Below are 22,571 nucleotides of genomic sequence, written 5' to 3'. Positions count from 1 at the left end.
CGGGCCGGCGAGGGGACCGGCCGGGGCCGGCGGCGAGGGGGACCGCGTGACAGGCGCTGACGGCGGCGGGCGCAGCGGGTCCGGCGCGGAGCCGCTGCTGCTCGGGGTACGGCACCACGGACCGGGGTCGGCGCGGGCGGTGCGGGCCGCGCTGGAGGCGGCCCGGCCGCGGGTGGTGCTGATCGAGGGGCCGCCCGAGGCCGACGCCCTGATCCCGCTCGCCGCCGACGAGGAGATGCGGCCACCGGTCGCCCTGCTCGCCCACGCCGTGGACGAGCCCGGCCGTTCGGCGTTCTGGCCGCTCGCCGGGTTCTCCCCGGAGTGGGTCGCGATCCGCTGGGCCCTGGAGCACGACGTCCCGGCCCGCTTCATCGACCTGCCGGCCACGCACACGCTGGCGTGGGAGACGGCCGCGGGCGAGGCGCCGGCCACGGAGGCGGGGGACCGGAACGGGTCCGGAGGGCCCGGCACCGAGGGCGCCGCGCCCGGCGGGGACGGCGCGGGACCGGCGGCCGGGCGCGGACCGGACGCCGGGCCGGCCCCGGGCACGGACGCCGCCGGCGCGCCCGCCCCCGCCGGCGGCGCCGGCCTGGAAGGCCGGATCGACCCGCTCGCCGTGCTGGCCGGGACGGCCGGCCACGACGACCCCGAGCGGTGGTGGGAGGACGTCGTCGAGCACCGGGGCGCGGGGGAGGGGGACCCGCTCGCGCCGTTCGGCGTGCTGGAGGAGGCCATGGCGGCGCTGCGGGAGACGTACGGCAGCGGCGGGCGCGGCCGGGACGCCGTGCGGGAGGCGTACATGCGGCTCCAGGTGCGGGCGGCGCGGCGCGAGTTCGCCGACGGCGTGGCCGTGGTGTGCGGGGCCTGGCACGTGCCCGCGCTGCGCCGGAAGGCCGCCGTCGCCGCCGACCGGGCGCTGCTCAGGGGACTGCCCAGGGTCAAGGTGGACATGACCTGGGTGCCGTGGACCCACCGCCGGCTGTCCCGGGTCAGCGGGTACGGGGCGGGCATCGACTCGCCGGGGTGGTACGGGCACCTGTTCGGCGTACCGGACCGGCCGGTCGAGCGGTGGATGACCAAGGTGGCGGGGCTGCTGCGCGCCGAGGACCGGATCGTCTCCTCCGCGCACGTCATCGAGGCGGTGCGGCTGGCGGAGTCGCTCGCCGCGCTGCGCGGCCGCCCGCTGCCCGGCCTCGGCGAGATGACCGACGCCGTACGGGCGGTGATGTGCGAGGGCTCGGACGTGCCGCTGGCGCTGGTGCACGACCGGCTGGTCGTGGGGGACGTGATGGGGGAGGTGCCGCCGGCCGCGCCCGCGGTGCCGCTGCAGCGCGACCTCGCCCGGACCCAGCGCCGGCTGCGGCTCAAGCCGGAGGCGCCGGAGCGGGAGCTGGAGCTCGACCTGCGCAAGGAGACCGACGCCGGCCGCAGCCGGCTGCTGCACCGGCTGCGGCTGCTCGGCGTCGACTGGGGCGAGCCGGCCGCCTCGCGCGGGAGCACGGGCACCTTCCGGGAGACCTGGCGGCTGCGCTGGGAGCCGGAGCTGTCCGTGCGGGTCGCCGAGGCCGGGGTGTGGGGGACGACCGTGCCGGCCGCCGCGACCGCCAAGGCCGAGGCGGACGCCCTCGCCGCGCCGGACCTGGCCGGGGTCACCGCACTCGCCGAGCGGTGCCTGCGGGCGGAACTGCCGGACGCGCTGCCCACGGTGATGCGGGCCCTCGCCGAACGGGCGGCGCTCGACTCGGACGTCGGCCGTCTCGCCCGGGCCCTGCCGGCGCTGGTCCGCTCCCTGCGCTACGGCGACGTGCGCGGCACGGACACCCGGGCGCTGGCCGAGGTCGCCGCGGGTCTCGCCGAGCGGATCTTCGTCGGCCTGCCCCCGGCCTGCACCGCGCTGGACGCGGACGCGGCCGAGGAGATGCGGCGCCACGTCGACGCGGTGCACCGGGCGGTGGGCCTGCTCGGCGACGACCCCGCGCCGGTCCGCGGTGACCTGCGGATCCGCTGGCGGGCGGTGCTGCGCGCGCTGTCCGCGCGGGACACCGTGCCCGGCGTCATCCGGGGACGGGCCGTACGGCTGCTCCTGGACGACGGGGAGCTGGCGCAGGGCGAGGCGGCGCGGCTGATGGGACTGGTGCTGTCGCCGGGGACGCCGCCGGCGGACGCGGCGGCGTGGATCGAGGGCTTCGTCGGGGGCGGCGCCGGCGGCGGGATGCTCCTGGTTCACGACGAGCGACTGCTCGGACTGGTCGACGCCTGGCTGACCGGGGTGCCGGCGGAGGCGTTCACGGACGTGCTGCCGCTGCTGCGGCGCACCTTCTCGGCGTACGAGCCGGGCGTGCGCCGCACCCTCGGCGAACTGGTCCGGCGCGGCCCGGGACAGCGGGGGAGCGGCGCGGTGACCGGTTCGGACAGACCGGGGTTCGCGCCCGGCCTCGACACCGGGCGCGCGGACGCCGTGCTGCCGGTGGTGCGGCTGCTGCTGGGCCTGGACGGCGGCCGGGACGGAGCGGGCCAGGACGCCGGAGACGGCGAGGACTCCAGGAACGACGAGATGACCGAGGGCGGTGAGGTCTGTGCGGACGTCGGGGTCTTCGAGGGCGTCGAGGTGACCGGGGACGGTGAGAGGGCCGGAGGCGGCGAGGACACCGGTCTCGTCGGGGTGACGCGATGACGGCCGGGGCGAGGGGAAGGGGCGGCGTGCGGATGCCGTACAGGGCCGGGCGCGTGCCGAACGAGCCGGTGGACGGGTCCGGGTGCCGGACCGGCGAGCGGGCGGGGGTGGGCGTGTGACGGCCGGATCTGCGGACCCGGCGCAGGAGCGGCTGCGGCGGTGGCGGCTGGTGCTCGGCGGCGACGCGGCCGACGGCACCGGGTGCGCCCTGGCCGGGCGGGACGCGGCGATGGACGGGGCGCTCGCCGCGCTCTACGGGAAGGGGGGCGGAGCGCAGCCGGGGCGGGACCGCGCGGCGGGGCTGGGAGCCTCGGCGCCGTCCGTGGCGCGGTGGCTGGGTGACATCCGGACGTACTTCCCCTCCTCCGTCGTGCAGGTCATGCAGCGCGACGCCATCGACCGGCTCGGGCTGGCCACCCTCCTGCTGGAGCCGGAGATGCTGGAGGCGGTGGAGGCCGACGTGCACCTGGTCGGCACGCTGCTGTCGCTGAACAAGGCCATGCCGGAGACGACGAAGGAGACGGCGCGGGCCGTCGTGCGCAAGGTCGTCGAGGACCTGGAGAAGCGCCTCGCCACCCGCACCCGGTCCGCCCTCACCGGCGCCCTCGACCGCAGCGCCCGCGTCAGCCGGCCCCGCCACCACGACATCGACTGGAACCGCACGATCGCGGCCAACCTCAAGCACTACCTGCCGGAGCACCGGACGATCGTGCCCGAGCGGCTCGTCGGCCACGGACGCGCCTCCCGGTCGGTGATGAAGGACGTCGTCCTCTGCGTCGACCAGTCCGGGTCGATGGCGGCGTCCGTCGTGTACGCGTCGGTGTTCGGGGCGGTGCTGGCGTCCATGCGGTCGATCAGCACCCGGCTCGTCGTCTTCGACACGGCGGTCGTCGATCTCACCGACCAGCTCGACGACCCGGTGGACGTGCTCTTCGGCACCCGGTTGGGCGGCGGCACGGACATCAACCGGGCGCTGGCGTACTGCCAGGCGCGGATCACCCGGCCCACGGAGACGGTGGTGGTGCTGATCAGCGACCTGTACGAAGGCGGGATACGGAACGAGATGCTGAAGCGGGTCGCGGCGATGAAGGCGTCGGGGGTGCAGTTCGTGACGCTGCTCGCGCTGTCGGACGAGGGCGCGCCCGCGTACGACCGGGAACACGCGGCCGCGCTCGCCGCGCTGGGCGCACCGGCGTTCGCCTGCACGCCCGACCTGTTCCCCGAGGTGATGGCGGCGGCGATCGAGAAACGGCCGCTTCCGGTACCGGAGACGCCGTGACGTCCCGGGACCGGCGGCGCCGGGCCGGGCGGCGGCGGTCGGGCCGGGCGGCGGGCCGGGCCGGACCCCGGCTGCCGGATACGGCCGCCGGGTCGTGCGCGGGAGGCCGGTGCGGGCGACGGCGCCCGCCGACGATGCGCCGGCCCGCCGACCTGCCGGACCGCCGCTCCGCCGGACCGCCGGCCCGGCGGAGCCGGCCCGTCCGGATGCGGCCGGCGAAAACGGACATGACTACCCATCGGTAACGAGGGGCTTGCGCGATCTCGGGAGCCCCGTGCGAGGATCGACGTCCCGGTGGCGCGGCGCCGCGCTCCGCAGGCCCGTGCCTGTCGTGCGGACCCGTCGCCGTAAGCCGTGACGCGTCGACCGCCCTCACACGCCGGCCGTCGCCACACGTCACCCGTTCCGCCGCACGGGAGGAACATCCCCGCCTTGATCCGGCAAGCAGCCCCGGCCGACGCCGCTGTACGCGTGCTGCGCACAGCGGCCGGACGGTGCGCCCTCCGGGCCGTTCTCCTGGTGGGCGGGGTGTTCGCGGCCGGACTCCTGTGCGGAGGACCGGCCCAGGCCGCCGAAGGCCGGACACCAGAGGCCCCGATGACGGCCCCGGCGCCCGCGGTGGCCCCGGTGACCGTGCCGGCTTCTGCGCAGGACGCGCGGCCGTCGACGGGAAGCACGGCCGGGAAGCCGGCCGGGGCTCCGGCCGGCGACCGCGTGCCCGCGGCGGAGCAGGACAGCGGATCCGGCCCGCGCACCGCCCCGGGCCGGCAGCGGACCTCTTCCGGCGGCCTCCTCCGCCCGGTCGTCGAGGGCGTCGTCCCTTCCGTGGACGCACGTGTCGTGCGGCCGGCCGGCGGCCTGGTGCGGACGGTGACCGAGGGACTGGCCGAAAGGATTCCCGAACTGTCCCCCGGCCCGTCGGCGGAGCTGCCCCGCCTCCCCGGTCCGCCGACACTGCCCGGCACCCCCGGTTCGCCCGGCGTTCCGGATCTGCCCGGTGAGCCCTCGGTGCCGGCACTCCCGGACGTACCGGGGGCGCCGGAGCTGCCGGAGCTGCCCGACGTGCCCGCTGCTCCCGCGGTGCCGGGACACCCGCTGCCCACACTCGTCACCCCGGCCCCGCAGCCGGGCTCCCCGGCCCCGCAGCCGGGCTCCCCGGCCCCGCAGCCGGCCTCCCCGGCCGTCCCGTCGGCCGGCGATGGCCACACCCCCGACAGGCGGGGCGGCGCGGTGGCGGGAACCGATGTCCACGGGCCGCGCGCCGACGTCGTACCGGAGGCGTCGGCGCACGGCGGCGCGCACCGGCAGCGTGCCGCGTCGCCCAGCGATCACGTTCCCGTCCACCGGGCGCCCGCCGGTGAGCCGGACGGGGCGCTGGGCAACCGGTCGGCGGCCGACAGCGGCACCTCGCGCCACGGCGACGTCCAGGCCGTCACCCCGGACCACCGGGCTGCGCCGCGGTTCGTGCCCGGCACCACCGTGTCCGCCGACGCGGCCGGGATCCAGGACCGGTACCGGGACGTCCCCGTCTCCCCCGCATAGGGCAGGCCCTCCTCCGCCGTGGATCCGGCCGCAGGACGGAAGGGGCCTGCCCGTCCGTCCGGCCCCCTCCGTTCCCCGGACGGAGGCCGCCGAAGCCGTGACCGGGTCCGCGGTCCCCGCCCGGAGACCTGCCGTTCTCCAGGAATCTCCCGCCCCAGGGGTCTCCCGCGCTCAGCGGGTCTCCTGCTCCCAGGAGGTCCCCCGCGCTCAGGAACCTCCTGCTCGCGGGACCCCTGGGCAGAGGGCTCTCCGCTTCGGGGACCGCGGCACCGGCCGACCGCCGCCCGGCGGGCCGACCGCCGTGATCCCGCACCGGCCGCAATCACCGCAAGTCCTGAGACCCCCAAGCCTCGATCCCCCAGTCCCAAGCCCCGACTCCAGCCCCCAGCCCTCCCAGCTCCCACACCCCGGAACTCTCCGCCACACCCCGGGCGGAGCCGACTCCGCGGAGTCCGAGGCCCGGACGGCCGAAAGCCGTCGGCCTGTTCGGGCGGAGGCCCGCGGACGGGGGCGGCGGGTCCCCGATGGGGTGGGGACCCGCCGCCCGCGGCCCGGAGAGCGGACGGAGCAGGGCGTCACGGCCCTTCCGCCGCCCTTCAGGGCTGTTCCACGGCCTCACCGGGCCAACCCCAACCCGGTGAGGCCCCCCACCCCCGGCACTCCGTGCCGGAGAACCCGGCATCATGTGACAGGTATCACCGCTCACGTGTGAGATGTGATTTAGAGAGCCCTGCCCGGCGGCGATAACCTGCGAGACGGACATGCCGCGCGCTCGGACACCGTGTGCGCCTCCCTTGTGACACATGCGGTCGTCACGTTGCCCTTCGCGGCACGCCCACGCATCCAACGAACCGCTAGATCACTGATAGGGACGGAAGCGCGTGGACCTGTTCGAGTACCAGGCGAGGGACCTCTTCGCCAAGCACGGTGTACCGGTGCTGGCCGGTGAAGTCATCGACACGCCTGAGGCGGCGCGCGAGATCACCGAGCGGCTGGGCGGCAAGTCGGTCGTCAAGGCCCAGGTGAAGGTCGGTGGTCGCGGCAAGGCCGGTGGCGTCAAGCTGGCCGCCACCCCGGACGAGGCCGTCGCCCGTGCGACGGACATCCTCGGCATGGACATCAAGGGCCACACGGTCCACAAGGTCATGATCGCCGAGACGGCTCCGGAGATCGTCGAGGAGTACTACGTCTCCTTCCTCCTCGACCGTGCCAACCGCACCTTCCTCTCCATCGCCTCCGTCGAGGGCGGCATGGAGATCGAGGAGGTCGCGGCGACCCGCCCCGAGGCCGTCGCCAAGATCGCGATCGACGCGATCGACGGTGTGGACGAGGCCAAGGCCCGCGAGATCGTCGAGGCCGCCAAGTTCCCGGCCGAGGTCGCCGACCAGGTCGTGAACGTCCTCGTCAGGCTGTGGGAGGTGTTCGTCGAGGAGGACGCCCTCCTGGTCGAGGTGAACCCGCTGGCCAAGGTCGCCTCCGGTGACGTCATCGCCCTCGACGGCAAGGTGTCCCTGGACGACAACGCCGAGTTCCGCCACCCCGAGTTCGAGGAGCTCCACGACAAGGCCGCGGCCAACCCGCTGGAGGCCGCCGCCAAGGCCAAGGGCCTGAACTACGTGAAGCTGGACGGCGAGGTCGGCATCATCGGCAACGGCGCCGGCCTGGTCATGTCCACCCTGGACGTCGTCGCCTACGCCGGTGAGAAGCACTCCGGCGTCAAGCCCGCCAACTTCCTCGACATCGGCGGCGGCGCCTCCGCCGAGGTCATGGCGAACGGCCTGGAGATCATCCTCGGCGACCCGGACGTCAAGTCCGTCTTCGTCAACGTCTTCGGCGGCATCACCGCCTGCGACGCCGTCGCCAACGGCATCGTGCAGGCCCTGGAACTCCTGGAGTCCCGGGGCGAAGAGGTCACCAAGCCGCTGGTCGTGCGCCTCGACGGCAACAACGCCGAGCTGGGCCGCAAGATCCTCGACGACCGCAACCACCCGCTCGTGCAGCGCGTGGACACCATGGACGGCGCGGCCGACAAGGCCGCCGAGCTGGCTGCTGCCGCGAAGTAAGGGACGAGGTCACAGAACACCATGGCTATCTTCCTCACCAAGGAATCCAAGGTCATCGTCCAGGGCATGACCGGCTCGGAGGGTCAGAAGCACACCCGCCGCATGCTGGCGTCCGGCACGAACATCGTCGGCGGCGTGAACCCGCGCAAGGCGGGCACCAGCGTCGACTTCGACGGCACCGAAGTACCGGTCTTCGGCACCGTCAAGGAGGCCATCGAGAAGACCGGCGCCGATGTCACGGTCATCTTCGTCCCGGAGAAGTTCACCAAGGACGCGGTCGTCGAGGCCATCGACGCCGAGATCCCGCTCGCGGTCGTCATCACCGAGGGCATCGCGGTGCACGACACGGCGTCCTTCTGGGCGTACGCCGGCAAGAAGGGCAACAAGACCCGCATCATCGGCCCGAACTGCCCCGGCCTGATCACCCCCGGCCAGTCCAACGCCGGCATCATCCCGGCCGACATCACCAAGCCGGGCCGCATCGGCCTGGTGTCGAAGTCCGGCACGCTGACGTACCAGATGATGTACGAGCTGCGCGACATCGGCTTCTCCACCTGCGTCGGCATCGGCGGCGACCCGATCATCGGCACCACCCACATCGACGCGCTGAAGGCGTTCCAGGACGACCCCGACACCGACCTGATCGTCATGATCGGTGAGATCGGCGGCGACGCCGAGGAGCGGGCCGCGGCCTTCATCAAGGAGAACGTGACCAAGCCGGTCGTCGGCTACGTCGCGGGCTTCACCGCGCCCGAGGGCAAGACCATGGGCCACGCCGGCGCCATCGTCTCCGGCTCCTCCGGCACCGCCCAGGCCAAGAAGGAGGCCCTGGAGGCCGCCGGCGTCAAGGTCGGCAAGACGCCGACCGAGACGGCGAAGCTGGCCCGGGAGATCCTGGCCGGCTGAACGGCCTGACGGCACCGGTGGGCCCGCTCCCCGCACGGGGGGCGGGCCCACGGTCCTGTCCGGCCTAGCCCGGCCGCGGCGCCAGCCGCTCCGGGCCGTGGGCCGGCTCCTGGCGCAGCTTGGTCCGCAGTTCGAGCTCCTCCTCCGACAGCGGCCCGGGCGCCGTCCGCGGCGGCACCCCCCGTACCGTCGCCCCCGGCGGCACCGGCGGTTCGTAGTGCGTCGGAGCGGTCCGCAGCGTCAGGACCGTGCTGCCGATCAGAGCCGCCGTGAAGGCGATGGCGGCCCGGGTCCAGAAACGCGCCCGGCGTTCGCAGCCCCGGCGCACCGCCCCCGGCTCGGCCGCGCGCAGCCGCTCGGCGACGGCCGGTCCGGCCAGCCGCTCGCGGAGCACGGCCGGGTCGGCCAGCTCGGGCAGCCGCGCGGCCATGGCCTCGCGCGCGTGCAGCAGCCGGTTCGCCGCCGCCGGAGTGCTCGCCTCCGTCTCCGCCGCCGTCTCCGGCAGGCCGAGGCCCACCCCGTCGTACAGCAGCAGCGTGCGGCGGTAGGGCGGCGGCAGGGCCAGCAGGGCGCCCAGCAGCGCGCGGTCCGCCGCGTCACCGGGCGGCGGCTCCGGATGCCGGTACCGCCGGCGGAACCGGTGCCAGGGGGACAGGGCGGCGTCGTACGCCGCCGCCCGCACCCAGCCCGCCGGGTCGCGGTCGCGGGCCACCTCGGGCCAGCGCTCCCAGGCGAGCCGGAAGGCCCGCTCGACCGACTCGCGCGCCAGCTCACGGCGGCCGGTGAGCAGGTAGGCCTGCCGCAGCAGGCCGGGGGCGCAGGAGGCGTACAGCGCGTCGAAGGCCTGAGCGGGCGCCGGGCGGGCGGACGGGCGCGAGCCGGAGGGCTGCCCCTCGGGACGTACGGCGGTGCCGGCGTCCGCGGCCGCGGCGGGGACCGGGGCCGTGCGGGCCGCCGCCTTCCGCCGCGGCGAAGTCCTCCCGCGGCGCGGCCGCGTCTCCGCCGCGAAGCCGGCGAGCAGTTCCGCGTACGCCTCCCGTTCCCGGCCGTGCGGAGTCCGCCGGCCGGTCTCCCACGCCCGTACCGTCTCACGGCTGACGCCCATCCGCTCCGCGAGCTGATCCCGTGTCAGCGAGGCCCGCTCGCGCAGGCGCCGGCGCTTCCTGGGGGGCGGGAGGGGGGTGGCAGGGCGCTGCGTCACGAGAAGCCCCTTCGCACGAAAAAGCACATAACCGTATATTGATCGACACAACGGTGCTTCTCCTGTTACGACGGGAAAGCGCGTGTCGTTGGGAGCATGGCGGCGTGACCGAGACACCCGCCCGCCGGCCCCCGTCATCGCCTTCGCCCACGCGCCTGCGGGGCCGGTCGCCCGGCCTGGCCACCGGACTGCTGGACGGCGCGGTCGCGGCGGCGCTGGGGCTCGGCGCGTCCGCCGTGCTCGCGGTGATGCTGTGGATCAGTTCGCCGTACCCCGACAGCGGGCCGGACGGCGCGCTGCACGTCGCGGCGGCGCTGTGGCTGCTGGCGCACGGGGCCGAGCTGGTCCGCACGGACACGCTGTCCGGCGTCCCCGCGCCCGTGGGCGTCACCCCGCTGCTGCCGCTCGCGCTGCCGGTGTGGCTGGTGCACCGGGCGGCGCGGGACGCGACGGACGGCGGCGAGGACGCTGTCACGCCGCTGGTCTCCGCCCGCACCGCCTGGACGGGCGTCGTCCTCGGCTACCTCGCGGTGGCCGCCCCCGCCGCGCTGTACGCCGCGGGAGGCGGACTGCGGCCGGCGTGGGGATGGGCGGGGGTGTGCGTGCCGCTGGTCGCGGCGGTGGGGGCGGGATCGGGGGTGTGGGCGGCGTACGGCCGGCCGGCCTGCCTGGTGGAGCGGGCGCTCGACAGGACGCCGGCCGGGGTGCGGGGGCTGGTCGTCGGTCCCCGCGAGCGGCTGGGGGCCGCCGTACGGGCCGCGGCCGCGGGGACCGCCGTGCTGGCCGGGGGCGGGGCCCTGCTGTCGGCGGTGTCGCTGCTGTGGCACGGCGGGGCGGCGTGGGACTCCCTGCTGGGCCTGACGGAGGGCTGGTCGGGGCGGTTCGCGGTGCTGCTGCTGTGCCTGGCGCTGATGCCGAACGCGGCGGTGTGGGGGGCCGCGTACGCGCTGGGGCCGGGGTTCGCGCTCGGCGCGGGGCATGCCGTGACACCGCTCTCGTCGGCGCCGGCGTCGGTGGTGCCGCCGTTCCCGCTGCTGGCGGCCGTGCCGGAGGCCGGGCCCGGGAGCCTGCTGAACTGGGCGGCCCTGGGCGTGCCGATGGCGGCCGGGGCGACGGTGGGGTGGTGGGTCGCGGTGGCCGCGACCGCGGGGGAGCGGGGCGAGGCGTGGTCCGCGGGACGCACCGCCGGCGTCGCCGGATGGGCGGGCGCGCTGTGCGCGGTGGCGGTCGGCGGGCTGGCCGGGGCGGCGGGGGGACCGCTGGGGACCGGGGTGCTGGAGCGGTTCGGGCCGGTGTGGTGGCAGGCGGGGGGCGCGGCGGCGGCATGGGCCGTGGCGGTGGGGGTCCCCGTGGCGCTGGGGGTGCGCGGGTGGAGGTGCCGGGGAGCGCGGGAGGAACCGGGGGACGGGAGGGGGACACCGGGGGCGGGGAAAGGGGACTCCCCGGCAGAGGAAGCCGCGCAGGGCGCACGGGACGCCTCGGCAGGGAGGTCCCCGCAGGGCGCGCGGGACGTCCCGGCGGAAATGGTGCCGGAAGGTTCGCGGGACGCCCCGGCGGGGGAGCCCCCGGAAGGCACCCGCGACATCCGGGCAGGGGAGCCCCCGGAAGGCGCCCGCGACATCCCGGCGTGGAGGATGCCGGAGGGCGCCCGGGACGCCCGGTCGCCGGAGGGGCCGTACGGCCACGACGGCCCGCACGGGCGGCGGGGAGGGGGCGAGGGCGGGCCGTTCGAGGCCTACGACCTGCTGCCGGAGCAGCGGGAGGGGCCGGAGGGGTCCGAGGTGACCAGGACGTCCTGAGCCGTGCCCGGCGCCCGGACGGACCCGGGCCGGGCGGACCCGCCCGGCGGGGGACCCGCGTGCCCGACGGGTGCCGGGGAACGCCGGCCTCAGCCGTTCGTCCCCAGCACCCCCCGCAGTTCCTTCGGCAGCAGCTGGCCGCAGGACTGCTTCGCCTCGTTCGTGAGGGCGTCGTTCACGCACGTGTAGTAGTCGCGGTAGACCAGCTGGGCCGTGAAGGACACGGCGACCAGGGCGAGCGCCAGGGACGCGGTGACCAGGCCGCTGACCACGGCCGTCGTCTGGGGGCGGGCGCCCGTGCCGGGGGCCGGGGTGCCCGCGGCGGCGTCGGTGCGGGGCTTGGCGCGCAGGGCGCTGACACCCCAGTAGAGGGCCAGCGCGCCGAGCGGCAGGGCCAGGTACGGCCAGCTGAACAGGGCGAAGAAGAAGGCCCACATGCCGCACAGCAGGGAGTAGCGGGCGTGCCGCTGGGCGGGGTCGGTGGGATCCCAGCGCAGGGCCGGGCCGGGGCCGCCCGCTCCCTGGGGCCCGGAGCCGGGACCGCCGGGGCGCTCGCCGAAGCCGCCGGGGGAACGTCCGGGCTGCCGGTCGCTCCAGCCGCGGCCCCACGGACCGCGCTCACCCTCGTCCGGGGAGCCGCCGCCGCTCTGGCCGCCCGAGGGGTGCCGCGGCTGCCAGGGGCGGTCCGGGGCGTTCTCCGGCGGCGGGGCGAACGGGTTGTCCTCCTGGGTCGCGCCGCCCCGCTCGTCGCCGTTCTTCCCGCCCGAGGGCGCGTCGGGCGGCGAGGCGGGGCGCTCCCGCAGCAACACGCCGCTGCGCTCCCCTCCCTGCACCGACTGCTGGGGGAGCGTGAGGAGTCGCAGGCTGCGGTCCGGCATCAAGTGAGCGTCTTCCCCTTGGTGAATACGACGTGCTGAGTACGGCGTGCTGAGTGCGGCCGGTCCGGGGCGTCCGGTGGAAGCGCCCGGGGTCCGGCCCCCGTCACCCCGTGAACGTGCGACGCGCGGGAGGCGTTCCCGGACCTTCCCGGTCCGGCTCCCCCCAGACGCTACCTTCCGGCCACGCCCCCGTCCCGAGGGGGCCGTCAGGTGTGCCGGTATCGTTGCTGACGGTCGGCCGCTTCGTAGACTTCCCCGTATCCGGGGGCGCGAAGCATTCGTACGACCGTACAAAGCGGCCGTACGGACCCGGCCGCGCAAGAACGCTTCCCCGAGAAAGGGCCCCCACCGTGGCCGCCAAGCCCGTGGTCAAGCGCCTCGTCGTGCTGGTCTCCGGATCCGGCACCAACCTGCAGGCGCTGCTGGACGCCATCGAGACGACCGGGCCCGAGGCCTACGGCGCCGAGATCGTGGCCGTCGGCGCCGACCGCGAGGGCATCGAAGGGCTCGCGCGGGCCGAGCGGGCCGGACTGCCGACCTTCGTGCGGAAGGTGCGGGACTACGCCGACCGCGAGGAGTGGGACGCCGCGCTCGCCGAGGCCGTCGCCGCCCACGAGCCCGACCTCGTGATCTCGGCCGGGTTCATGAGGATCGTGGGGAAGGCGTTCCTCGCGCGGTTCGGCGGGCGGTTCGTCAACACGCACCCCGCGCTGCTGCCCAGTTTTCCCGGAGCCCACGGCGTGCGGGACGCGCTCGCGTACGGCGCCAAGGTCACCGGCTGCACCGTCCACTTCGTCGACGACGGCGTCGACACCGGGCCGATCATCGCTCAGGGCGTGGTGGAGGTCCGGGACGAGGACGACGAGAGCGCTCTGCACGAGCGCATCAAGGAAGTCGAGCGAAGGCTGCTCGTCGATGTCGTGGGGCGGCTCGCCCGCCACGGCTACCGCATTGAGGGACGAAAGGTAGTTATCCAGTGACCGCCACCGCCGAGAGCAACAAGCGGGCCATCCGCCGCGCGCTCGTCAGCGTCTACGACAAGACCGGGCTCGAGGAGCTCGCGCGCGGGCTGCACGAGGCCGGTGTGGAGCTGGTCTCCACCGGGTCCACGGCCGCGCGGATCGCCGCCGCCGGTGTCCCCGTCACCAAGGTCGAGGAGCTCACCGGCTTCCCCGAGTGTCTGGACGGCCGGGTCAAGACCCTGCACCCGAAGGTGCACGCCGGCATCCTCGCCGACCTGCGCCTGGAGGACCACCGGCGGCAGCTCGCCGAGCTGGGCGTCGAGCCGTTCGACCTCGTCGTCGTCAACCTGTACCCGTTCCGCGAGACCGTCGCCTCGGGCGCGACGCCCGACGAGTGCGTCGAGCAGATCGACATCGGCGGCCCCTCGATGGTGCGCGCCGCCGCCAAGAACCACCCCTCCGTGGCCGTCGTCACCAGCCCGGCCCGCTACGCCGACGTCCTCGCCGCGGTGCGGGACGGCGGCTTCGACCTGGCCGCCCGCAAGCGCCTGGCCGCCGAGGCCTTCCAGCACACGGCCGCGTACGACGTGGCGGTCGCCTCCTGGTTCGCCTCCGAGTACGCCCCCGTCGACGAGTCGGGCCTGCCCGCCTTCCTCGGCGCCACCTGGGAACGCCGGCACACCCTGCGCTACGGCGAGAACCCGCACCAGCCCGCCGCCCTGTACGTGTCGGGCACGGGCGGCCTCGCCGAGGCCGAGCAGCTGCACGGCAAGGAGATGTCGTACAACAACTACACGGACACGGACGCCGCCCGCCGTGCCGCGTACGACCACGACGAGCCGTGCGTGGCGATCATCAAGCACGCCAACCCGTGCGGCATCGCGATCGGCAAGGACGTCGCCGAGGCGCACCGCAAGGCGCACGCCTGCGACCCGCTGTCCGCGTTCGGCGGCGTGATCGCCGTGAACCGGCCGGTCAGCAAGGAGATGGCCGAGCAGGTCGCGGAGATCTTCACCGAGGTCATCGTGGCGCCCGACTACGAGGAGGGCGCCCTGGAGGCGCTCACCAGGAAGAAGAACATCCGGGTGCTGCGCTGCCCCGACGCCCCGTCGAACCCCGTCGAGGTCAGGCCGGTCGACGGCGGCGCGCTGCTCCAGGTCACCGACCGCCTCCAGGCCCAGGGCGACGACCCGGCCACCTGGACGCTGGCCAGCGGCGAGGCGCTGTCCGAGGCGGAGCTGGCCGAGCTGGCGTTCGCCTGGAGGGCCTGCCGGGCCGTGAAGTCCAACGCGATCCTGCTCGCCAAGGACGGCGCCTCGGTCGGCGTCGGCATGGGCCAGGTCAACCGCGTCGACTCCTGCAAGCTGGCCGTGGAGCGGGCGGGCGCCGAGCGGGCCCGTGGCTCCTACGCCGCCTCCGACGCGTTCTTCCCGTTCCCGGACGGCCCCGAGATCCTGATCGAGGCCGGGGTCCGCGCCATCGTCCAGCCCGGCGGGTCGATCCGTGACGAGCAGGTCGTCGAGGCCGCGAAGAAGGCCGGCGTCACCATGTACCTCACCGGGGCGCGCCACTTCTTCCACTGACGTCCCACCGGTCCGCGGCCCCCGGTCCTCCCCCGACGGGACCGGGGGCCGCGGTCGTGCCGCGGCGGGCGACTCCGCTCCGACGCCCCCGGGAGCGGAGCGGCACCTCGGACCCGCGAGGGGCACGTCCCGCCGGGCGGTGTGTACTCCCGGAGGCAGCGGGCGACGCGGGCGGCGTAGTCACGCCACTCCGGGGGCCCCGCCCGCGTCGTCCACCTTGTCGTACGACGTCCGGTAGGCGGCGGCCGGCACCCGCCGGTCGCCGGGCGCGAGGCGGAGCTGGGCGCGCCGGGCCGGGGGGACGCGGCAGGGCCGTGTCCCCCTCGAACGGGTGAGACACGGCCCTGCGGCGTGACGGGCGGGCACTGTTCGGCGGGCGCGGGCCGCCCGGGCGCGCGGGGCGCGGTCAGTAACGCGGCCGGTTGAACCAGGCGGAGCCGTTGGAGTTGCCGACGAACACCGCGACCAGGACGGCGAGCACGGTGTGCACCAGGCCCACCAGGATGAACGGGTAGATGCCGAGGATCGCGGTGATGACCGCGAAGACCAGCGTGGTGATCCGGACGCCGTTGCCGCCGGTGTTGAACTTCAGCGCCAGCACGATCGCGAACACCGCCCAGGCCAGCGAGAACACCACGAGGGCCCACAGCATGCCGGCCGAGTAGTCGGCCAGCTGCTGGAAGGCGTCGTCCTCCTGGAGTGCGGCGTCGTTCTTGGCGGCGTTCACGCCGACGGCGGCGAAGGCGAACAGGGCGACGCCGATGATCTGCAGGCCGACGATGACCCAGAGCATCACGCGCGCGGCGCTCACCGAGCCGGGCATCGTCGTCGGCGCCGGGGCGCCGCCGTACGGGCCGACGGGCGGGGCCTGCGGGTAGCCGTAGCCGGGCGCCTGCCCCTGCTGCTGCGGGTAGCCGTAGCCCGGCTGCTGTCCCTGCTGCGGGGCGCCGTAGGGGTTGTTCGGGTCGCCGAAGCTCATGACGGTCTCTTCCTCCGTTGTTCCACGTGCGGGGACGGCGCGCGGCACGCACGGAGGAGAGTTCTTCAGATGCGGTCCGTCCCCCCGTCGAGCTGCCCGCGGCACTGTCCCGCCATCGTTCTTCACCATCGAAAGCTTGTCCAGCGACATGTCCCAGACGTTGTGCAAGTGCAACATCACCGATCATGGACGGATACGGCGGGACGGTCCCGCGCCGCCCGGATCGCGAGCGGATTGGAACCGGGGCCGGGTCATCCGCGAGGATGGGGCCATGACCGCCCAGATTCTCGATGGCAAGGCCACCGCAGCCGCGATCAAGTCCGATCTGACCGCCCGCGTGGCGGCGCTGAAGGAGAAGGGCGTCACGCCCGGCCTCGGCACGATCCTGGTCGGGGACGACCCCGGCAGCCAGAAGTACGTCGCCGGCAAGCACCGCGACTGCGCCCAGGTCGGCATCGCCTCCATCCAGCGCGAACTGCCCGCCACGGCGACGCAGGAGGAGATCGAGGCGGTCGTCCGCGAACTGAACGAGGACCCGGCCTGCACCGGCTACATCGTCCAGCTGCCGCTGCCCCGGGGCATCGACGAGAACCGCGTCCTGGAGCTGATGGACCCGGCCAAGGACGCCGACGGCCTGCACCCGATGAACCTCGGCCGCCTGGTCCTCAACGAGCCCGCCCCGCTGCCCTGCACCCCCAACGGCATCCTCACCCTGCTGCGCCGCTACGGCGTGGAGATCAAGGGCGCCGAGGTCGTGGTCGTCGGCCGCGGCGTGACCATCGGCCGCCCGATGCCGCTGCTGCTGACCCGGCGCAGCGAGAACGCCACCGTGACCCAGTGCCACACCGGCACCCGGGACCTGGCCGCCCACCTGCGGCGGGCCGACATCGTCATCGCCGCGGCCGGCTCCCCGCACCTGGTGCGGCCCGAGGACGTCAAGCCCGGCGCGGCCGTCCTCGACGTCGGGGTCTCCCGCAACGCCGAGGGCAAGATCGTCGGCGATGTCCACCCGGACGTGGCCGAGGTGGCCGGATTCATCTCCCCCAACCCCGGCGGGGTCGGCCCGATGACTCGCGCGCAGCTGCTCGTCAACGTGGTCGAGGCGGCGGAGCGCAGTGCCGGCTGAGGACGCGACCGGGAGCCCCGAGGAGATCACGGTCCGGGACGCGGTCAGCGCGCCCGACGCCGAGGGCAGGCCGCGGCGCGCCACGCGCCGCTTCCCGCTGTTCACCCGGGACACCGCGCGCCCCGAGGGCGGCGGCCGGGCCGCGCCCGGCGACGCCCCGGCGCCCGCCCGGCAGTGGCCGGTCCTCGCCGTGCTGGCCCTGGTCGGGCTGGGCCTGCTGCTGACCGCGCTGGACGTGTTCCGGTACGGGACGCTGCTGATCGGCGCCGCGCTGCTGACCGGCGCGCTGCTGCGCTGGCTGCTGCCCGACGTCGGCATGCTCGCGGTGCGTTCCCGTTTCACGGACATCGCCACCTACGGCGTGCTGGGCACCGCGATCGTCCTGCTGGCGATGATGGCGCAGCCGCACCCGTGGCTGGAGATCCCGTTCCTGAAGGACACGCTGCACTTCACGGTCAGCGGGTAGCGGGCAGCGGCCGGTGATCGGCGCCGGCTTCCGGCGGCGGACTTCCGGACGGGCGGCGGTCCGTCCCCTCCCCGCTCCCGGGGACGCACCGCCGGGCCCGTCCTCCCGCGCCGTGAACGGGCCGTTCGGCGCCGCCCGCGCACCGGGGCACGGAAGTGACCGTTCCGCCACGGGGCGCGGGACGGGCGTGACACGCGCGCCGTCCGTGACCGCGCGTGTGCGGTCCGTGTGACGATGTGCCGACAAGTTCACGGATGTGCGGTCGAGTCCCCCCAGAAGGGGGCTAGCGTGGTCGATCGGGACGGCCCGGGGTGTCCCGCGCGCGGCCGGGGCCGGCCCGGCGTGGGGGACGCCGGTGGGACACCGGGCCGCGGCCTCGCGGACGTGCGACGGTGCACGCCCGCGGTCACCAGGGCTCCCGTGCGCCCCCACCCCGGGAACTGAGATCCTGACCGGGCGCACCCCTGTGGGCGGCCGGGACGGGACTCGGCCAGGGGCGTCACGCGCGGGGAGAACCATCAGCACGAACCGGGGGGAAGAGGGGGGTAGCAATGCCTCGTTGGAGAGCCTTGCCGGATGAACTCGATCCGCAGATCAAGGAGTTCACCGGGCAGCTGCGGGGGCTCGTGGACCGCAGCGGGCTGAGCATCGCGGCCGTGGCGGACCGCACCGGCTACAGCAAGACGTCCTGGGAGCGTTACCTGAACGGCCGGCTGCTCGCGCCCAAGGGCGCGATCGTGGCCCTGGCCGAGGTCACCGGGACCAATCCCGTCCACCTGACCACCCTGTGGGAGCTGGCCGAGCGGGCCTGGAGCCGCTCGGAGATGCGGCACGACATGACCATGGAGGCCATCCGGATCTCCCAGGCGCGCGCCGCGCTCGGGGAGCTCGCGGCGCCGCCCGCGGACACCCGCAGGGCGGCCCGCAAGGGCGGCGGCGCGGCCACGCCGGGCGCCGCGGGACCGGCCGGGGCGGTGCCGGCGGTGCCGGCGCAGCCGACGGCCGCCGAGAGCCCGGACGCGGTCGGCGGCAACTCGTGGCGGATCGCCGGGTACCAGGGGCCCGCGCCGAGCGGCAGACGCCCGGCCGCGGGCGCGTCCGGCGAGCCGCCGCGCCGGTCCGCGGGATCTCGCGGCGCCCCGGGAGGCGGCCGGCGGGCGGCGATGTTCGTCGCGGGCGCGGTCGGCGCCGTGGGCGTGATCGCCGGGGCGTTCCTCCTGCTCGGCGGCGGCGACCGGGGCGACGAGGGCGCGGCCGCCCCGCCCTCGCCGTCCGCCGGCCCGTCCACCGCTCTGCCCGCCGGGGTGAAGTGCGGCGGCGCCGCCTGCACCGGCAAGGACGCGGAGGCCATGGGGTGCAGCGGCGACCTGGTGACCACCGCGCGGAGCGCGACCGTCGGCACGACCGTCGTCGAGGTCCGCTACAGCAGGACCTGCGGCGCCGCCTGGGGCCGGATCACCGGGGCCGCGCAGGGCGACGAGGTGGAGGTGTCCGCGGGCCGGGCGAAACAGACCGGCGCGGTCACCGACGCCGGCGACACGATCGCGTACACCCCGATGGTGGCGGTCGCGGGCGCGGACGACGCGACGGCCTGCGTGACGCTGGCGTCCGGGCAGAAAGGCTGCACACGGTAGGGACGGCCGGGGCCGGCGGCCGTGCCTGGGGAGACCGGGAAAAGAATCCGCGCCGGCAGGAATGGCGGCCCGGAACGAGGGCACGCGAACAGTACCCCCACGGGAGTCCGGCAACGGTACCCCCCCCTCACGGCGGCCGCCTCGGTCCCCCCTCTCCCGGACCGGCGGCCGCCGCTCCACGCCCGCCCGGGGCCGGGCGCCGGAACCCACCGGACCGGGCGCCGGGACTTGTGGGCCGGGCCACACCGACCCGGCCGTCCGGGATGCCGGATGCGCGATAGCCTGACCGCTGGATCTCTCTTGACGCCAAGAGATCGATCGAACGTATCCGTGATCGATCCGCGGCAGGCGCCGGTCACGAACCGGGGCGGGGATCCCGCACCCCGGGGCAGGGACGCCCCACCGCCAGCTGTCATACGGAGAACGCCATGACCCGCACTCCCGTGAACGTCACCGTCACCGGCGCGGCCGGCCAGATCGGTTACGCCCTGCTCTTCCGCATCGCCTCCGGCCAGCTGCTCGGCGCGGACGTGCCGGTCAAGCTGCGCCTGCTGGAGATCACCCCGGCGCTGAAGGCGGCCGAGGGCACGGCCATGGAGCTCGACGACTGCGCGTTCCCGCTGCTCCAGGGCATCGACATCACCGACGACCCGAACGTCGCCTTCGACGGCGCCAACGTCGCCCTCCTCGTCGGCGCCCGCCCCCGCACCAAGGGCATGGAGCGCGGTGACCTCCTGGAGGCCAACGGCGGCATCTTCAAGCCGCAGGGCAAGGCCATCAACGACCACGCCGCGGACGACATCAAGGTCCTCGTCGTCGGCAACCCGGCCAACACCAACGCGCTCATCGCGCAGGCCGCCGCGCCCGACGTACCGGCCGAGCGGTTCACCGCCATGACCCGCCTGGACCACAACCGCGCCCTGACCCAGCTGTCGAAGAAGACCGGCGTCCCGGTCTCCGAGATCAGGAAGCTGACGATCTGGGGCAACCACTCCGCCACCCAGTACCCGGACATCTTCCACGCCACCGTCGCCGGCAAGAACGCCGCCGAGGTCGTCAACGACGAGAAGTGGCTGGCCGAGGACTTCATCCCGACCGTCGCCAAGCGCGGCGCCGCCATCATCGAGGCCCGCGGCGCCTCGTCGGCCGCCTCCGCCGCCAACGCCGCCATCGACCACGTCTACTCCTGGGTCAACGGCACCCCGGAGGGCGACTGGGTCTCCATGGGCATCCCGTCGGACGGCTCCTACGGCGTCCCCGAGGGCCTGATCTCCTCCTTCCCGGTCACCTGCAAGGACGGCAAGTACGAGATCGTCCAGGGCCTGGAGATCAACGAGTTCTCCCGCGCCCGCATCGACGCCTCCGTCAAGGAGCTGGAGGAGGAGCGCGAGGCGGTCCGCGGCCTCGGCCTCATCTGACCCCTGTCGGCACCCTTTGCCCGACGGCGATCCCCGGGCGGCCACGGCCGCCCGGGGATCGCCGCGTTTCGCGGCCGCCGTCCGCACGCCGATCGGGGAACCGCCCGCGCCCGGTGAGCACCGCGCGCTTGCCGCGCCGCCGACAGCCGCGACGGTGACGGCCGCGCCGCCGACGGCCGCGGCGGCGAACGCGGGCTGCTGGAGGCCGCCTTCCCCCTTCCGCCCGCCCCGTTTCCGTCCGCCCGGCGCGCTCCGCGGAGCGGACGCCGGTCCCCGCCGGTTCCCGGTTCGCCGGATGTATGCCCCTGTTTGCCGTGATGTTCAGTGACGCAGCGCACTTTCGGCCACCGATTTCGCATGTCCGAGTGAAGACAGGGGCAGGCGCTCACGGTCCCCGGAGGGTGACACCGATGTGACTCACCGGCACCGAACAGGAACGGAAGGCAGCACCGGATCATGGCGGACAGTACGGAACTGCGAGCGCGGCGGACCATCCACGCGGGAGGGGAGTGGCGCGAAGCCGTCTCCGGCGCCACGCGCGAGATCGTCGACCCCGCGGACGCGACCGCGTTCGCCGTGGTCGCGGAGGGCGACGAGAAGGACACCGACCTGGCGGTCGCCGCCGCCCGGCGCGCCTTCGACGAGGGCGACTGGCCGCGCACCCCCGTCGCCGAGCGCGCCGCGCTGCTGCGCCGCGTCGCCGGACTGCTGGCGCGCGACCGGGAGAAGCTGGGCCTGCTGGAGAGCCGCGACGCGGGCAAGACCGTCGAGGAGGGCCGCGTCGACGTGGACTGCGTCGCCGACGCGTTCCGCTACTTCGCGGACCTGGTCGCCGCCGAGGCGCCCGGCCGGGTGGTCGACGCGGGCACGCCCGACGTCCACAGCGTCGTCGTGCACGAGCCGGTCGGCGTCTGCGCGCTGATCACGCCCTGGAACTACCCGCTGCTCCAGGCCAGTTGGAAGATCGCGCCCGCGCTCGCGGCCGGCAACACCTTCGTCGTCAAGCCGAGCGAGATCACCCCGCTGACGACCGTCGCGCTCATCGACCTGCTGCTGGAGGCGGGGCTCCCGGCGGGGGTCGCCAACCTCGTCACCGGGCCCGGCCACACCGTCGGCGCCCGGCTCGCCGAGCACCCCGACGTCGACCTGGTCTCCTTCACCGGCGGCCTGGCCAGCGGCACCAAGGTGGCGCAGGCCGCCGCCCCGACCGTGAAGAAGGTCGCCCTCGAACTCGGCGGCAAGAACCCCAACGTCGTCTTCGCCGACGCCTGCGCCACCGACGAGGGCTTCGACACCGCCGTCGACCAGGCCCTCAACGCCGCCTTCCTGCACAGCGGCCAGGTCTGCTCGGCGGGCTCCCGCCTCATCGTCGAGGAGAGCGTCCGGGACCGCTTCGTCGCCGAACTCGCCCGCCGGGCGAGCCGGATCCGTCTCGGCCGCGGCACCGAGGACGGCGTCGAGTGCGGACCCCTGGTCTCGGAGCAGCAGCGCGCGAAGGTCGAGGCGTACGTCGCCTCCGCGCTGGAGGAGGGCGCGGTGCTGCGCGCCGGCGGCAAGCGCCCGGAGCCGTCGCCGCAGCGTCCGGAGAGCGGCTACTTCTACGAGCCGACCGTCCTCGACCACTGCCACCGCGAGATGCGCGTCGTCCGCGAGGAGGTCTTCGGCCCGGTCCTCACCGTGGAGACCTTCCGCACGGAGGACGAGGCCGTGTTCCTGGCCAACGACACCGAGTACGGGCTCGCGGGCGCCGTGTGGACCGCCGACGCGGGCCGGGCGCGCCGGGTCGCGGGCCGGCTGCGGCACGGCACCGTCTGGATCAACGACTTCCACCCCTATCTCCCGCAGGCGGAATGGGGCGGTTTCGGCAAGAGCGGGACCGGCCGTGAACTCGGCCCGGCCGGGCTCGCCGAGTACCGCGAGACCAAGCACGTCTACCAGAACCTCGCGCCCAGGCCGGTGCGCTGGTTCGCGGGCTGACCCGCGCCGTCGGAGCGCTCCGCCCCCACCCGCCGGACCCGGCGGGGAGCGCGCCGCGAAGGACACCTGTCCCGAATCCCCCCA

At 75.3% G+C, this 22,571-nt stretch carries 16 protein-coding genes; 13 read left to right on the top strand and 3 right to left on the bottom strand.

The genetic code is table 11. From position 1 onward, the window contains the following. Window positions 1-46 precede the first annotated feature (46 nt). The 5 genes from ABD363_RS12755 to sucD all read left to right on the top strand — a co-directional run bounded on the left by ABD363_RS12755 (window position 47) and on the right by sucD (window position 8,464). Complete coding sequence (locus tag ABD363_RS12755; RefSeq protein WP_344602685.1) at window positions 47-2,674, top strand: DUF5682 family protein; 2,628 nt, start codon at window positions 47-49, stop codon at window positions 2,672-2,674. Window positions 2,675-2,789: 115 nt separating this feature from the next. After that, window positions 2,790-3,953, top strand: a complete 1,164-nt coding sequence (locus tag ABD363_RS12750; RefSeq protein ID WP_344602683.1) for a VWA domain-containing protein — start codon at window positions 2,790-2,792, stop codon at window positions 3,951-3,953. An 825-nt stretch (window positions 3,954-4,778) separates the two neighbouring features. Further along, window positions 4,779-5,495, top strand: coding sequence for a hypothetical protein (locus ABD363_RS12745; protein ID WP_344602682.1), 717 nt, complete (start codon window positions 4,779-4,781; stop codon window positions 5,493-5,495). An 881-nt stretch (window positions 5,496-6,376) separates the two neighbouring features. Continuing rightward, window positions 6,377-7,558, top strand: coding sequence for an ADP-forming succinate--CoA ligase subunit beta (gene sucC / locus ABD363_RS12740; RefSeq protein ID WP_344602680.1), 1,182 nt, complete (start codon window positions 6,377-6,379; stop codon window positions 7,556-7,558). A gap of 21 nt (window positions 7,559-7,579) precedes the next feature. Then, on the top strand, window positions 7,580-8,464 hold the full coding sequence (gene sucD / locus ABD363_RS12735) for a succinate--CoA ligase subunit alpha (RefSeq protein WP_344602678.1): 885 nt from the start codon (window positions 7,580-7,582) through the stop codon (window positions 8,462-8,464). Window positions 8,465-8,528: 64 nt separating this feature from the next. Here the strand turns inward: sucD and ABD363_RS12730 are convergent, their stop codons facing one another. Further along, entirely contained in the window at window positions 8,529-9,665 is a 1,137-nt protein-coding gene (locus ABD363_RS12730) for a helix-turn-helix domain-containing protein (protein WP_344602676.1), read from the bottom strand. A gap of 104 nt (window positions 9,666-9,769) precedes the next feature. Between ABD363_RS12730 and ABD363_RS12725 the strand changes: the two genes are divergently transcribed. After that, window positions 9,770-11,464 (top strand): cell division protein PerM, encoded by a 1,695-nt coding sequence (locus ABD363_RS12725; RefSeq protein ID WP_344602674.1) that lies wholly within the window; start codon window positions 9,770-9,772, stop codon window positions 11,462-11,464. An 89-nt stretch (window positions 11,465-11,553) separates the two neighbouring features. Here ABD363_RS12725 and ABD363_RS12720 read toward each other — a convergent pair whose 3' ends face one another. Then, window positions 11,554-12,342 (bottom strand): hypothetical protein, encoded by a 789-nt coding sequence (locus ABD363_RS12720; RefSeq protein ID WP_344602672.1) that lies wholly within the window; start codon window positions 12,340-12,342, stop codon window positions 11,554-11,556. Window positions 12,343-12,692: 350 nt separating this feature from the next. On the opposite strand from ABD363_RS12720, the gene purN reads away from it, so the two are divergent. Both purN and purH read left to right on the top strand, forming a co-directional pair. Continuing rightward, window positions 12,693-13,322, top strand: a complete 630-nt coding sequence (gene purN, locus ABD363_RS12715; RefSeq protein WP_344602670.1) for a phosphoribosylglycinamide formyltransferase — start codon at window positions 12,693-12,695, stop codon at window positions 13,320-13,322. Then, entirely contained in the window at window positions 13,319-14,887 is a 1,569-nt protein-coding gene (gene purH / locus ABD363_RS12710) for a bifunctional phosphoribosylaminoimidazolecarboxamide formyltransferase/IMP cyclohydrolase (RefSeq protein WP_344602668.1), read from the top strand. Before purN ends, purH begins: the two co-directional genes overlap by 4 nt. Before the next feature lie 406 nt (window positions 14,888-15,293). Here purH and ABD363_RS12705 read toward each other — a convergent pair whose 3' ends face one another. Further along, a complete protein-coding gene (locus ABD363_RS12705; protein WP_344602666.1) occupies window positions 15,294-15,866 on the bottom strand; it encodes a hypothetical protein in 573 nt (190 codons plus the stop codon). Window positions 15,867-16,137: 271 nt separating this feature from the next. On the opposite strand from ABD363_RS12705, the gene ABD363_RS12700 reads away from it, so the two are divergent. The 5 genes from ABD363_RS12700 (at window position 16,138) to ABD363_RS12680 (ending at window position 22,487) form a co-directional block, all read left to right on the top strand. Further along, a complete protein-coding gene (locus tag ABD363_RS12700; protein ID WP_344602664.1) occupies window positions 16,138-16,992 on the top strand; it encodes a bifunctional methylenetetrahydrofolate dehydrogenase/methenyltetrahydrofolate cyclohydrolase in 855 nt (284 codons plus the stop codon). Continuing rightward, window positions 16,982-17,458 (top strand): DUF3017 domain-containing protein, encoded by a 477-nt coding sequence (locus ABD363_RS12695; protein ID WP_344602662.1) that lies wholly within the window; start codon window positions 16,982-16,984, stop codon window positions 17,456-17,458. The genes ABD363_RS12700 and ABD363_RS12695 overlap by 11 nt, the downstream gene beginning before the upstream one ends. A 569-nt stretch (window positions 17,459-18,027) precedes the next feature. Further along, entirely contained in the window at window positions 18,028-19,092 is a 1,065-nt protein-coding gene (locus tag ABD363_RS12690; protein WP_344602661.1) for a helix-turn-helix domain-containing protein, read from the top strand. Between the two features lie 428 nt (window positions 19,093-19,520). Further along, window positions 19,521-20,510, top strand: a complete 990-nt coding sequence (locus tag ABD363_RS12685) for a malate dehydrogenase (protein WP_344602659.1) — start codon at window positions 19,521-19,523, stop codon at window positions 20,508-20,510. 456 nt (window positions 20,511-20,966) lie between these two features. After that, the gene (locus ABD363_RS12680; protein ID WP_344602657.1) at window positions 20,967-22,487 is read left to right on the top strand and encodes an aldehyde dehydrogenase family protein; all 1,521 of its coding nucleotides are present in this window, start codon (window positions 20,967-20,969) and stop codon (window positions 22,485-22,487) included. Window positions 22,488-22,571: the final 84 nt, after the last annotated feature.

Origin of the sequence: Streptomyces glaucus, assembly GCF_039533365.1 — a bacterium.
Classification (GTDB): domain Bacteria; phylum Actinomycetota; class Actinomycetes; order Streptomycetales; family Streptomycetaceae; genus Streptomyces; species Streptomyces glaucus.
This window is presented reverse-complemented; position numbering and strand designations above follow the sequence as displayed.